This window comes from Janthinobacterium sp. SUN118, assembly GCF_030397695.1.
Taxonomy (GTDB): domain Bacteria; phylum Pseudomonadota; class Gammaproteobacteria; order Burkholderiales; family Burkholderiaceae_D; genus Janthinobacterium.
On the sequence record NZ_JAPUBV010000002.1, the window covers coordinates 381750 to 394833 of the forward strand.

Genomic DNA, 13084 nt, shown 5'->3' on the forward strand with positions numbered 1-13084 from the left:
TATTCCCGCCGTTCAAGCCTGGGCCAGGAAGGCCGCCACGGCCGCCACCCGCGCCGCATGGATGACTTCCGGGATGCGTTTCGGGTCCGTGCAGCCTTGCGCCAGCGCGCCCGCGTTGACGGCGCGCGCCGCATCCAGGCCGCCCTGCAGGCGCACCGCCGGCGCAAAGTCGCCGGCGACCAGCCCATCGCAAGCGACGGCCTGCAGCATCTGCGCGTAGCGCTGCGGCTTGCGCAAGCCGTCGCAGCGCTCGCACAGGCTGACGATGGCCTCGGCGCTCAAGTCCAGCGCGCCGTTGATATTGTCCCGTTCGCGGGCCGCCATGACGGCCAGTTCGCGGCATTCATTGGGCACGCGCAGGCGCTCGCTCAACTGCTCGATGGCATCCTTGCGCATATGCAGCATCAAGGCCGCAAAGCGCACGGGCAAGTCAACACCTTGCGCGGCAGCATGGTCGATCACCTGCAGCAAACGCGCGCCGATGGTGATCTCGCCCATGATGCGTGCCAGGGCGCCGCAATCCTGCAGCACGGTCAGCATGCGCGACGGCCGCGCTTCCATCAAGCCTTTCGCCACTTCCTGCCACACGCGCTCGGCCACGAGGGCGTCGACTTCGCCGTCAGCCACCATGCGGCGCATCAAGTCCATGGTGGCGGGCGCCACCGTGAAAGCGTCGTAGCGGGCGGCAAAGCGGGCCAGGCGCAAAATGCGCACGGGATCCTCGCCGAACGCGCCGGAGACGTGGCGGAACACCTTGTTCTCGATATCCGCGACGCCGCCGAACGGGTCCGTCAGGCTGCCATCCTCGGCCATGGCAATGGCGTTGATGGTGAGATCGCGCCGCACCAGGTCGTCTTCCAGGGTGACGTCGGGCGCCGTGTGGAAGACAAAGCCCCGGTAGCCGGGGGCCGTCTTGCGCTCCGTGCGGGCCAGCGCATACTCTTCCTGCGTCTGCGGGTGCAGGAAGACGGGGAAATCCTTGCCGACGGGCCGGAAACCGCGGCGCAGCATGTCCTCGGGCGTGGCGCCCACCACCACGTAATCGCGGTCCTTGATGGGCAGTCCCAGCAGTTGGTCGCGCACCGCGCCACCGACCGTGTAAATCTTCATGGTGAACTTTTCTTTAATCGGGTAATTCCGCGTCGTGCTTGGGCGCCGTTTCCGTTTCCGCCAGCGCTTCCGCGATCCAGCGCGCCACGGCCGGGTGCGCCTGCACGCGCTCGCAATACGCGTTCAGCGCCGGCGCCAGGCTCACGCCATAGGTGCGGAAACGCATGACGACGGGGGCGAAATATGCGTCGGCGATGGAAAAGTCGCCAAACAGGAACTGGTGGTGGCCAAAGCGCGACAGACACTCTTCCCAGATTTCGCTGATGCGGCCGATGTCCGCCTGCGCGGCGGCCGTGCGGCCCCGCCCCGGCAGCTTGGCCTTGATATTCATCGACATGTCGGTGCGCAAGCCGGCGAAGCCGGAATGCATTTCCGCGCAGACACAGCGCGCCATGGCGCGCGCGGCCACGTCCTGCGGCCACAAATGCTTGTCCGGAAACTGCTCGGCCAGATATTCGCAGATGGCCAGGCTGTCCCAGATCGTCATCTCGCCGGCCAGCAGCACGGGCACGCGGCCGCAGGCCGAATACTCGGCGATTTTCGTCGCCGTGTCGCTCTGGTCGAGCAGCACGCGCACTTCCTGGAACGGGATGCCGAAGGCCGTCATGGCCACCCACGGGCGCATCGACCAGGATGAGTAATTCTTGTTGCCGATGATGAGGGTCAGGCCCGGCTCGCGCGCGGCGGCCAGGGCTTGCGTCAGGCTGGGATCAAGGATGGTCGTTTGCATAATCAGCTATTCCAGGAAAGGTTCAAGGCAAATCGGCCGCGACGGCGCTGTTTTTCGGTCCCACGGTGCCCAGGCGCGCCTTCAGCGACTGCGGGCTCTTTTCGAACAGGGCTGCGTAATAGGTGGCGTTGGCCATCACGTTCTTCACGTAGCCGCGCGTTTCCGTGTAGGGAATGATCTCGGCAAAGATGGCGCCTTCCAGCGGCCGCGTCATGGTGGCGCGCCAGATGCGCAGGCGCCCCGGTCCCGCGTTATAGGCGGCGCTGGCCAGCACTTGCGAGCCGTCCAGGCCACCGAGCACCATGTTCAGGTAGTTGGTGCCCAGCAAGACGTTGGTGCGCACATCGCTCAGCGTTTCCGTGACGAAATCGGTCAGACCGATCTTCTTGGCCACATAGCGGGCCGTCGACGGCATGACCTGCATCAGGCCGGAGGCGCCCACGTGCGACTGCGCATCCATGATGAAGCGCGATTCCTGGCGGATCAGGCCATACACCCAGGCCTTGTCCAGACCCAGGGTTTGCGTGGCCGGATGCATGACGTCGTCGTGCGGCGTCGGATAGCGCTGCGTATAGTCCACTTCCAGGCGCGTGCGGTCCGAGGTGTTGACCATGCGGTCGAGCACATTGTTCTGGCGCGCAAATTCCGCAGCCGCCAGATGCTGGCGGTCCGTCATCGAGCGCAATTCCCAGTTCCACTCGCGCGTGCCTTCGAAGCGCAAACGCATATTGAAGAATTTCAAGGCCCGCTGCAGGCCCGGATTGGCGGCCATGGCGGCGATTTCCGTCGGGCTGATCGGCTGGCCCGGCGGCGGCAAGACCAGATGGTTGCCCAGTTCCTCGTTGGCCAGCAAGCCATAGAAGTTCGACTGTTCGCTGATCGTGCGGTACAGCGCGTCGGCCTGGGCGTTCGGGCGGCCCGGCGTTTCCGCCTGCTGCGCGCGCGCCAGCCAGTACACCCAGGTCGGGTCCGCGCGCAGCGAGGCCGGCATGGCCTGGATGCTGGCCTTCACCAGCGGCCAGTTACCTTCGCGCAAGGCGATACGCGCCTTCCACTGCATCTGCTCCTGGGTCAGGGGCGCGCCATTGGTTTTTTGCCAATACTCAAACGCTTCCGGCGCCAGCGCATACGACGCCTGCAGGGCCAGGCTGGCCCAACCGATGGCCTGTTCCTGCGCCGTCAGTTGCGCGCTGGCCTTTTGCAGCGCCACCACGCCCAGCTTCAAGGTGCTTTTCGCCATGCGGCCTACAGCCACCAGGTACATTTCATGGTCGGCACGGCTGGCGCCCGCGCCCTTGGCCAGCACCAGCGCCGGCAAGTCGATCGCCTGCGCCATCTTCGCGTCGGATGCGCCCAGCAGCAGCGCGATGCGGCGCGCCGGACCCGTGGCATTGGTCTGGCCCGCCAGGCGGATCTGCGCCCACAGGTCGTTCGTGTCGAACTGGCCGCTTTGCGCCAGCGCGGCGATCAGGCTGCCGCACGCTTCGCCATAGCCAGGCGGCGACACGAGCAGGGTGCGCGCCTCGGGCGCCACGTTCTGTCCCTTGGCGATGCGGGACATCAGCGCATAGCACTTGAGCTGGGTGTCGTCGTCGAGGGCGAATTGCGGGTATTGTTCATCAAAGACGAGCCAGTCACGCTTGCGGCCCAGCTCCAGCAACCAGTCGTTGCGGAAACGGTCGGCGATGGCGCTGCCCTTGTAGCGGTTCAGGTAATCGCGAAATTGCGCTTCGCTCAACTGCTTGATGCGCGGTTTCAGCCGATAATAGTCAACATATGAGGGAATCTGGTAATTCGTCAGGCGCCCGGCATAGAAATCCGCCTTGTCGACGTCATCCTTGCGCGCGGCGTCGCGCAGCAGCAGGAAGGCGTCGTCCTCGCTGCGCGTATCGGGCGCGGCGGGCGTTGCAGTGGCGGACACCTGGGCCAGGACGGCCAGGGGAGACATGGCCGATGCAACACACAGCATCGTGCCGGCAATCCATTTCAGTGGGGAAATCAATGTACGACTCTCAATCTTAACTTGATGGTGATATGAATAGCGACCCTAGAATAACATGCGATCCGGCTACACGGCCACCCATTGCGCCACAGGACAAAGCCGGCTTGCGCAAGGCCTTGCTGGCGGCCCGGCGCGCCCTGCCCGAGGCCACGCGCGCGCAATGGGATGCGGCCATCGCGCGGCGCCTGCTCGACTGGTGCGCGCAGGAAAATATCGGGGAACTGGGCGTGTACTGGCCCCTGCATGGCGAGCCGGACTTGCACGGCGCGTATGCGCAGCTGGCCACGCGCGGCGTGGCATTGTCCTTGCCGGTGGTGCTGGAAAAGCATGCGCCGCTGGCGTTTTCCGGCTGGACGCCGGGCGAGCCCATGGTCAAGGATGGCATGGGCGTGGCCATGCCGGCGCAGTTGCGCCTGCACCCGGCGCCCGCGACCCTGCTGGTGCCCTGCCTGGGTTTTAACGCGGAACGCTACCGGCTCGGCTATGGCGGCGGCTATTACGACCGCACCCTGGCGCAAACGCCGCGTCCGCGCACGCTCGGCATCGCGTATGCCTGCCTGGCGGCAAGCTTTCCTAACGGCCAATACGACATCGCCCTCGATCACATCGTGACCGAGGGCGATCTGCTCTGACGGATCAGAACGCGGCTACTTCACCAGGCGCTGCCACAAGGCCGTCGTGGCGGCCGCCTGGTTCATGCTATAGAAATGCAAGCCTGGCGCGCCGCCTTCCAGCAGGCGTTCGCACAGACCCGTGACCACGTCGAGGCCGAAGGCCTTGATCGAGGCGCTGTCGTCGCCAAAGCTGGCCAGTTTCAGACGCACCCAGCGTGGAATTTCCGCGCCGCACATGTCCGAAAAGCGCATCAGCTGCGTGTAATTCGTGATCGGCATGATGCCGGCCACGATAGGCACGTTGATGCCCATCTTCTGCGTCTGCTCGACAAACTGGAAATACGCGTCGGCATTGTAGAAGTACTGGGTGATGGCGGCATTGGCGCCGGCCTGCACCTTGCGCGCGAACGCGTTCAGGTCGTCCTGTGGCGAACGGGCTTGCGGATGCACTTCCGGATAGGCTGCCACTTCGATATGGAAATGGTCGCCCGTCTCGGCGCGGATGAATTCCACCAGCTCGTTGGCGTAGCGGAACTCGCCGGAGGCGCCATAGCCGCTCGGCAAGTCACCACGCAAGGCCACGATGCGGTTCACGCCCGCCGCCTTGAAATCGGCCAGCACGGCGCGGATCGATTCGCGCGAGCCGCCGACGCAAGACAGATGGGGCGCAGCTTCTTCGCCGGCCGCCAGGATCTCGCGCACGGTGTCGAGCGTGCCTTGCTGCGTGGTGCCGCCGGCGCCGAACGTCACCGAGAAGTACTTCGGATGCAATTCAGACAACTTGACACGCGTGGCGCGCAGCTTTTCCGCCCCTTCCGGGGTTTTCGGCGGGAAAAACTCAATACTGAAGTTATGGTTTGCCATCGTCATGACTCAAAAGTAAGGTCGACAAGGCCCAGGAAATGACGCTGTACAGCAATGCACCACCCACGGCCGACCAGAAACTGGCGACATGGAAACCGTCGATCATCTGCGCCACCAGCCAGAACATGAAGCCATTGATGATCAGGATGAACAGGCCCAGCGACAAAAACGTCACGGGCAGGGTCAAGAGGATCAGCAAAGGACGGATCAGGGCATTGACCAGTCCCAGCACGGCGGCGGCCAGCAGCGCGGTCCAGCCGCTGCTCATCGTCACCGAGTGCATCAGATACGGGACGGCAAACAGGGCTGCCGCATTGATAAACCAAATCAGTAGCAAGCGCATTTCTCTAGCCTGTCAAAAGTGAGGTCAGGCCGGCGGCGGACGCCGGCCATCGGAGGATGAGTTACAGCCCCGGACTACCGATTAGTAGCGGTAGTGGTCTGGCTTGTATGGACCTTCCGTGCGCACGCCGATGTAGTCGGCTTGCTCTTGCGTCAGTTCCGTCAGCTGCGCATTGAGCTTTTTGAGCTGCAGGCGCGCGACTTTTTCATCGAGGTGTTTCGGCAAGGTGTACACGCCGACCGGGTAGTTGGCCGTGTTCGCGTACAGCTCGATCTGGGCGATCGTCTGGTTGGCAAACGACGAGCTCATCACGTACGACGGGTGGCCCGTGCCGCAACCGAGGTTGACCAGGCGGCCTTCGGCCAGCAGGATGATGCGGCGGCCCGACGGGAAGATGATGTGGTCGACTTGCGGCTTGATGTTTTCCCACTCGTATTGCTTCAGCGAAGCAACGTCGATTTCATTGTCGAAGTGACCAATGTTGCAGACGATGGCCTGGTCTTTCATGCGCGTCAGGTGATCGTGCGTGAGGATATGGTAGTTGCCGGTGCAGGTAACGAAGATGTCGCCGTGTTCGCAGGCGTAATCCATGGTTACCACGCGGTAGCCTTCCATCGCCGCCTGCAGTGCGCAGATCGGATCGACTTCCGTCACCCATACCTGGGCCGACAGGGCGCGCATGGCTTGCGCTGAACCTTTACCGACGTCACCGTAACCGGCGATGACGGCGACCTTACCGGCGATCATCACGTCGGTGGCGCGCTTGATGCCGTCGACCAGCGATTCGCGGCAGCCATACAGGTTGTCGAACTTCGATTTCGTGACGGAATCGTTGACGTTGATCGCTGGGAAGGCCAGCTTGCCTTCCTTGTGCATCTGGTACAAACGGTGCACGCCGGTGGTGGTTTCTTCCGTCACGCCGAGGATTTCCGGCAGGCGCTTCGAGTACCAGGTCGGATCGGCCAGCAAGTGTTTCTTGATCGAGTTGAACAGGCAGATTTCTTCTTCCGAACCGGGGTTGGCCAGCACCGACAGGTCGGTTTCCGCGCGCACGCCCAGGTGCAGCAGCAAGGTAGCGTCGCCGCCATCGTCGAGGATCATGTTCGAGTAGACAGCCTTGCCGTCAACCGATGGCCATTCGAAGATGCGGTGCGTGTATTCCCAGTAGTCGTCCAGCGACTCGCCCTTGACGGCGAACACCGGCGTGCCGGCGGCAGCGATGGCGGCGGCGGCGTGGTCTTGCGTCGAGTAAATGTTGCACGATGCCCAACGCACTTGCGCGCCCAGTGCTTCCAGGGTCTGGATCAGCACGGCGGTCTGGATGGTCATGTGGATGGAACCGGTGATGCGCGCGCCTTTCAAAGGCTGCGCTGCCGCGAATTCCTCGCGGATGGCCATCAGGCCAGGCATTTCCGTTTCAGCAATCTTGATTTCTTTGTCGCCCCATGCGGCCAAGGTGATATCGGCGATGGTGTAGTCGTGTTGCGATTTGAGTACGGCGTTCATCACGCCCTCCTTTCAGTTGTTGAAAAAGGTACGTGAGCGCGGTTGCAGGATATTCCGAGCCTGGCGAATTTCTTCGTCGCAACGCTCCTCGGACACGGGATTTTATCATTGTCAAGGCCGGCGCGCCAGCCTGTTTGCACGGCATTGCCACGTAACAACACATAAAAAAAGCGCCCGCGGCCAGCAGGCCGGGGCGCTTTTCTTGCCAGTCTGACTAGATTACTTCAGGCCGGCGGCGTCGCGCAGCAGGGCCACCTTGTCGGTGCGCTCCCACGTGAATTCCGGCTCTTCGCGGCCGAAGTGGCCGTAGGCGGCGCTCTTCTGGTAGATCGGGCGCAGCAGGTCGAGCATTTGCACGATGCCCTTTGGACGCAGGTCGAAGTGCGCCAGCACCAGCTTGGCGATTTCCGCATCGGGAATCACGCCCGTGCCTTCCGTGTAGACGGTGATGTTGATCGGCTTGGCCACGCCGATGGCGTAGCTGACCTGCACCTGGCATTGACGCGCCAGGCCGGCCGCGACGATGTTCTTCGCCACGTAGCGGGCCGCGTAGGCTGCCGAACGGTCGACTTTCGACGGATCCTTGCCCGAGAACGCGCCGCCGCCGTGCGGGGCCGCGCCACCGTAGGTATCGACGATGATCTTGCGGCCGGTCAAGCCGCAATCGCCTTGCGGACCGCCGATGACGAAACGGCCCGTCGGGTTGACGAGGAATTTCGTTTCGGTCAGCCATTCGCGCGGCAGGATGGGCTTGATGATTTCCTCGATCACCGCTTCTTCGATCTGCGAATGGGAAATTTCCGGTGCATGCTGGGTCGACAGCACGACCGTGTGCACGCCGACCGGGCGGCCATCGACGTAGCGCAGGGTCACTTGCGATTTCGCATCCGGACGCAGCCATGGCAAGCGGCCATCCTTGCGCAGCTGCGACTGGCGCTCGACCAGGCGGTGCGCGTAGTGGATGGCGGCAGGCATCAGCTCGGCCGTTTCATCGCAGGCGTAGCCGAACATCAGGCCCTGGTCGCCAGCGCCTTGATCCAGGTCAATACCCGCGCCTTCATCGACGCCTTGCGCGATGTCCGGCGACTGCTTGTCGTAGGCCACCAGCACGGCGCAACCCTTGTAGTCGATGCCGTATTCCGTGTTGTCGTAGCCGATGCGTTTGATGGTTTCGCGCGCAACTTGAATATAATCCACATTGGCGTGAGTGGTGATCTCGCCAGCCAGCACCACCAGACCGGTGTTGCACAGGGTTTCGGCGGCCACGCGGGCGGCTGGATCCTGGGTCAGGATGGCGTCAAGGATGGCGTCGGAAATTTGATCGGCAACCTTGTCGGGATGGCCTTCCGAGACGGATTCGGAAGTGAAGAGATAGTCGTTTGACATTGCAAGCTCCTGATTACTATGTGAATGTTCTGTCGCAGTAAAGAGGATTTTGCCTGCGACGCTTTAGCGATATTTATATTCCGCTTCGCAAGTTGTCTATTAACTCAGCGGTTACTGCATACGTGGTATTTTACGCTTCTTAAAAAATTTTGGCACGGCAACACGCCATTCCTGGAAACAGCTTATTCATGTTAGTCCCTATTTTCCGCTTCTTATCCGTCTTTCCCTTGCCGGTCTTGCATGGCCTGGGCGCTGCGCTCGGCTGGGTGATTTACGCCATTTCCCCGTCCTACCGGCGCCGCATGCGCGAGAACATGCAAGGTGCGGGGTTTTCGCAACACTTGCACACGGCCGTGGCCGAAGCGGGCAAGAGCGTGCTGGAACTGCCCTTCATCTGGTGCGCGCCGGCCGAGCGCGTGGCGCGCCATGCCACCGTGGAAAACTGGGAACTGGTGGAAAAAGCGTTGCAGCACGGCCGCGGCATCGTCTTCCTGACGCCGCACCTGGGCTGCTTTGAAATCGTCGCGCAGCAGATCGCCCTGCGCACGCCGCTGACCGTCATGTACCGCCCGCCCAAGCGCGCCGCATTGAAACCGCTGATCGAAGGCGCGCGCGCGCGCGAAAACCTGATGCTGGCGCCAGCCAATATGTCGGGCGTGCGCATCTTCGCCAAGTGCCTGAAAAAAGGCCAGCCGATCGGCCTGCTGCCCGACCAGGTGCCGCAGGAGGGCGAAGGCGTGTGGGCCGACTTCTTCGGCCGTCCCGCCTACACCATGACCCTGCCGGCCAAGCTGGCGCAGATGGGCGGCGCCGAAGTCATCATCACCTATGCCGAGCGCCTGCCGGGCGGGCGCGGCTACGTCGTGCATTTCGTGCCCTTCACCGAGTCGCTCGACAGCACCTCGGCCGAACAGGCGCGCACCATCAACGCGGCCATGGAGCAATTGATCGCGCGCAGTCCCGCGCAATACCTGTGGAGCTACAACCGCTACAAGGTGCCGCGCGGCGCGCCGCCGCCGGCGCCAGCCAGTCCGGATGCGGGCAAGGAGCCGGCATGAGACTGCTGATCGCCTTCATGTGGCTGCTGCACTGGCTGCCCTTGCCCATCCTCGGCCGCTTCGGCGTGGCCGTCGGCAGCGTGCTGTTCATCGCCATGCCCACGCGGCGCCGGATCGCCCTGACCAATCTGCGCCTGTGCATGCCGGAACTGACGGAAGCGCAGCGCGTGGCCCTGGCGCGCCAGCATTTCCAGGCCTATTCGCGCAGCGTGTGGGAGCGCAGCATCCTGTGGTGGGCCCCGGAAGCGCGCCTGAACCGCCTGATCAAAAAAGTGCCGGCCTTCCCGGGCCAGCAGATCGCCGACAAGCCGACCATCCTGCTGTGCCCGCACTTCGTCTGCCTCGACGTGGCCGGCGCCGCCACGGCCATGGAGATCTCCGCCTCGTCGATGTATGTGCAGCAAAAGAATGCCGTCTTCGACCAGGCCCTGCGCGCGGGCCGCTCGCGCTTCAAGCCGCCCAAGCTGTTTACGCGCCAGGACGGCATCAAGACCATCCTGCGCGCGCTGCGCGACGGCTTGCCCTACTTCATGCTGCCGGACATGGATTTTGGCGAGAAGGATGCGGAATTCGTGCCCTTCTTCGGCGTGCCGGCCGCCACGCTGACGGCCACGGCGCGCCTGGCGCTGGCCGCGCGCGCGCAGGTGATCCCCGTCATCGCCACCTTCCTGCCCAACTACCAGGGCTGGAAAGTGACCTACTATCCGGCCTGGGATGACTATCCCGGCGACGACATCACGGCCGCCACGCGCCGCATGAACGAATTCATCGAGGAACGCGTGCGCGAGGCGCCAGCCGAATACTTCTGGACGCACAAGCGCTTCAAGACGCGCCCGGAAGGCGAAGCGTCGTTCTATAACCAGCACAAGTGACACGGCACACCATGAAACTCCACTTTACCAAGATGCATGGCGCCGGCAATGACTTCATCGTCATCGACGCCATCAACCAAGACATCGACTTCACGCCGGCCCAGTGGCAGCGCCTGGCCGACCGCCGTTTCGGCATCGGCGCCGACCAGATCCTCGTGGTGGAAAAGCCGCGCCTGCCCGGCTGCGACTTCCGCTACCGCATCTATAACAACGATGGCGGCGAAGTCGAGCAATGCGGCAATGGCGCCCGCGCCTTCGTCAAGTTCGTCAGCGAAAAAGGCCTGTCCGACAAGCGCAGCATCAGCGTGGAAACGATGGCCGGCGTCATCGCGCCGCGCCTCGAGGCGGACGGCAGCATCACGGTCGACATGGGCGCGCCCGTGCTGGAGCCCGCGCTGGTGCCGTTCGACGCGAATGGCCTGGACGGCGTGGCGCAAGGCACGGATCTGCTGTGGCCGCTGGACCTGGCCTTGCCGGGCCATGGCGCCACGGTCCTGGTGTCGGTGGTCTCGATGGGCAATCCGCACGCCGTGCAAGTGGTCGACGATGTCGATGCGCAAGACCTGGAAGTGTCGGGCCCGCTGATCGAACGCCACGCGCGCTTCCCGCGCCGCGTCAACGCCGGCTACATGCAGATCGTCGACCGCCACCACGTGAAACTGCGCGTGTACGAACGGGGCGCGGGCGAAACCCTCGCCTGCGGCACGGGCGCCTGCGCCGCCGCCGTGGCCGGCATACGCCGCGGCCTGCTCGATTCGCCCGTGCGCATCAGCGCGCGCGGCGGCGAACTGTCGATCGCCTGGCAAGGTCCGGGCCAGCCCGTGCTGATGACGGGCCCGGCCGTGACCGTGTTCGAAGGCACGATAGAACTGTAATCCCCTTGCCTCATGCCGCCAGGAACTGCCGCTCCTGCGCCAGATCGTCCTGCGGCACGTGCGCCTGCGCCGACTCCAGCTCGGCCAGGTAGCATTTCAGGCGGTACAAGCGCTGCCGGTAATTGCCTTCCGGACCATCCATGCCGCAATCGACGCGTTCGAACAGGCGCATCACCTGATCGAGCACCTGGCGCTCCTGCGCCGTGCGGATCAGCACCAGGCGCCGCTTGCCGCGCCCGTGCGTGGCACTGATATCGATCAACAAGCAATGCCCCTGGTCGGCCGCATGCACATCGAGCAGCAGCGCTTCGGCGCGCGACAGGTGGAAGCAGCGCGCCAGTTCCAGGCGCGCCGCCAGCAAGGGGTGGTTCTGCCCCAGCTGGCGCCGCTGCGCGCCCGCATGCAGGACGCCGCACTGGCCCCAGTCGCCGGCGTCGCCGCGCGGCGCGATGCGCGCCAGCGCCGCCTCCGCTTCATGGCTGCCTTGCGCCTGCGCCTGCAGCAGCCAGTAGGCGGCACGCACGTCGCTGTTCACGCCTTCGCGGCGAGTGCGCCACGCATGCATCCCACATTCGAGCTGGGCCGGGCCATGCCCGAGGTCGGCAGCGCGTTCGAGACAGGACTGGGCTTCGACCACATTGCGCTGGGAAAATTCCGGTTTCGTATAGATGCGCGACAGCACGAACCAGGCTTCGGCCAGGCCCTGCTCGCCAGCCTGCGTCAGCCAGCGCACTGCCCGCTTGAAATTCGCCGCGCCATTGCGCGTGGCCAGGCGCTGGCCATGCGCATCCATGCGCGCATAGCCGAGTCCCAGCTCCAGCTGCGCCGTGCGGTCGCCGCCATGCGCCGCCAGTTCGCAGCACTGCCAGCCTTCGGCACCGCCGCCGGGCGCCAGCGCCTGGGCGCAGCGCGACAGCAACAGCACCTGCTGCGCATCGAGGGCGAGCGTGCGCGCGCCTGCCGCCGCCTGGCGCTGCAACAGCTCGCGCGCCAGCGGCAAGCCCTGCGCCAGGAATGCCGCATGGTCGCCCGTGTTCCAGGCCTGCTCCAGCCACGCGTGCGTATCGACATCGCCGCCCTGCGCCGCGGCCTGCCTGACGGCCGGCATGAACGTATCCGACGGCCCTTGCTGCAAGGACAATAGCCATTGTGCATCGGGCAAGCCGGCGCGCACGGCCGCCTCCAGCCCCAGGCGCGCCTTGGCCCGCAAGGTGTCGCAACTGGTGCTGGCGGCATTGCCCAGCACCAGTTGCGCCAGCACCAGCCCGGCCTGCACCAGCCCCGCATCGTACGCTTGCGCGTAATACGGTATCAGCGCCTTGGCCGCCGGTTGCGCCAGCTCGAACGGCACATGCGTGCCGATCAGCAAACATGCCTCCTGGCTATCCTCCTGGGCCGCCCGCGCCAGCCAGTGCAGGGCCGTGGGCAAACTTTGCGGCACGCCCTGCCCGAACAGATAGACGCGTCCCAGTGCCAGCTGACAGGCAACGTCACCCGCACGCGCCCCCTTGATCAATCCTAGTGTTTCGCGATTTGCCATCGATTCTCGATATTTGAGTCAATGATTCTAATAATGGTGAACGGTCTCCGGGCCCGTCGATGCAGGCCGTCCCCTAGTGTAACGTCCTTGTGTCACAAATCCGCCGATACGGGCGTAAGAACTTGATTCAACGCAACAATATCGGGCCGCCACCACGCCAGCATGCGGGTTTGCGCGAGGTATG

General features: G+C 64.3%; 12 protein-coding genes and 1 riboswitch. Of the genes, 4 read left to right on the top strand and 8 right to left on the bottom strand.

Going from position 1 to position 13084, the window contains the following annotated elements; all coding sequences use genetic code 11:
• Positions 1-12 precede the first annotated feature (12 nt).
• From O0880_RS17335 to O0880_RS17345, 3 genes are read right to left on the bottom strand one after another with little or no spacing between them, the layout of a single operon-like run.
• Positions 13-1110, bottom strand: a complete 1098-nt coding sequence (locus tag O0880_RS17335) for a multifunctional CCA tRNA nucleotidyl transferase/2'3'-cyclic phosphodiesterase/2'nucleotidase/phosphatase (RefSeq protein WP_289887756.1) — start codon at positions 1108-1110, stop codon at positions 13-15.
• 13 nt (positions 1111-1123) lie between these two features.
• A complete protein-coding gene (locus tag O0880_RS17340; protein WP_071325715.1) occupies positions 1124-1840 on the bottom strand; it encodes a glutathione S-transferase family protein in 717 nt (238 codons plus the stop codon).
• Between the two features lie 22 nt (positions 1841-1862).
• Positions 1863-3788: a lytic transglycosylase domain-containing protein gene (locus tag O0880_RS17345; protein ID WP_289887757.1), complete on the bottom strand. Its 1926-nt coding sequence runs from the start codon at positions 3786-3788 to the stop codon at positions 1863-1865.
• A gap of 158 nt (positions 3789-3946) precedes the next feature.
• On the opposite strand from O0880_RS17345, the gene O0880_RS17350 reads away from it, so the two are divergent.
• Positions 3947-4474 carry a 5-formyltetrahydrofolate cyclo-ligase gene (locus tag O0880_RS17350; protein ID WP_289887758.1) on the top strand — a complete coding sequence of 176 codons (528 nt, stop codon included), beginning with the start codon at positions 3947-3949 and terminating at the stop codon, positions 4472-4474.
• Between the two features lie 15 nt (positions 4475-4489).
• Here O0880_RS17350 and metF read toward each other — a convergent pair whose 3' ends face one another.
• From metF to metK, 4 genes are all read right to left on the bottom strand, one after another.
• Positions 4490-5320 (bottom strand): methylenetetrahydrofolate reductase [NAD(P)H], encoded by an 831-nt coding sequence (metF, locus tag O0880_RS17355; protein ID WP_071325718.1) that lies wholly within the window; start codon positions 5318-5320, stop codon positions 4490-4492.
• Positions 5307-5663, bottom strand: coding sequence for a phage holin family protein (locus O0880_RS17360; protein WP_071325719.1), 357 nt, complete (start codon positions 5661-5663; stop codon positions 5307-5309). The genes metF and O0880_RS17360 overlap by 14 nt, the downstream gene beginning before the upstream one ends.
• A gap of 81 nt (positions 5664-5744) precedes the next feature.
• Entirely contained in the window at positions 5745-7169 is a 1425-nt protein-coding gene (gene ahcY / locus O0880_RS17365; RefSeq protein WP_071325720.1) for an adenosylhomocysteinase, read from the bottom strand.
• A 27-nt stretch (positions 7170-7196) separates the two neighbouring features.
• Positions 7197-7265: riboswitch (S-adenosyl-L-homocysteine riboswitch) on the bottom strand.
• Positions 7266-7388: 123 nt separating this feature from the next.
• Positions 7389-8555, bottom strand: a complete 1167-nt coding sequence (metK, locus tag O0880_RS17370) for a methionine adenosyltransferase (protein ID WP_071325721.1) — start codon at positions 8553-8555, stop codon at positions 7389-7391.
• A gap of 188 nt (positions 8556-8743) precedes the next feature.
• On the opposite strand from metK, the gene O0880_RS17375 reads away from it, so the two are divergent.
• From O0880_RS17375 to dapF, 3 genes are read left to right on the top strand one after another with little or no spacing between them, the layout of a single operon-like run.
• Positions 8744-9613, top strand: coding sequence for a lysophospholipid acyltransferase family protein (locus tag O0880_RS17375; protein ID WP_289887759.1), 870 nt, complete (start codon positions 8744-8746; stop codon positions 9611-9613).
• A complete protein-coding gene (locus tag O0880_RS17380; protein WP_289887761.1) occupies positions 9610-10485 on the top strand; it encodes a lipid A biosynthesis acyltransferase in 876 nt (291 codons plus the stop codon). Before O0880_RS17375 ends, O0880_RS17380 begins: the two co-directional genes overlap by 4 nt.
• An 11-nt stretch (positions 10486-10496) precedes the next feature.
• The gene (dapF, locus tag O0880_RS17385) at positions 10497-11360 is read left to right on the top strand and encodes a diaminopimelate epimerase (RefSeq protein WP_289887762.1); all 864 of its coding nucleotides are present in this window, start codon (positions 10497-10499) and stop codon (positions 11358-11360) included.
• A gap of 10 nt (positions 11361-11370) precedes the next feature.
• On the opposite strand, the gene O0880_RS17390 is transcribed toward dapF, so the two are convergent.
• A complete protein-coding gene (locus tag O0880_RS17390; protein ID WP_289887763.1) occupies positions 11371-12900 on the bottom strand; it encodes a hypothetical protein in 1530 nt (509 codons plus the stop codon).
• Positions 12901-13084 lie beyond the last annotated feature (184 nt).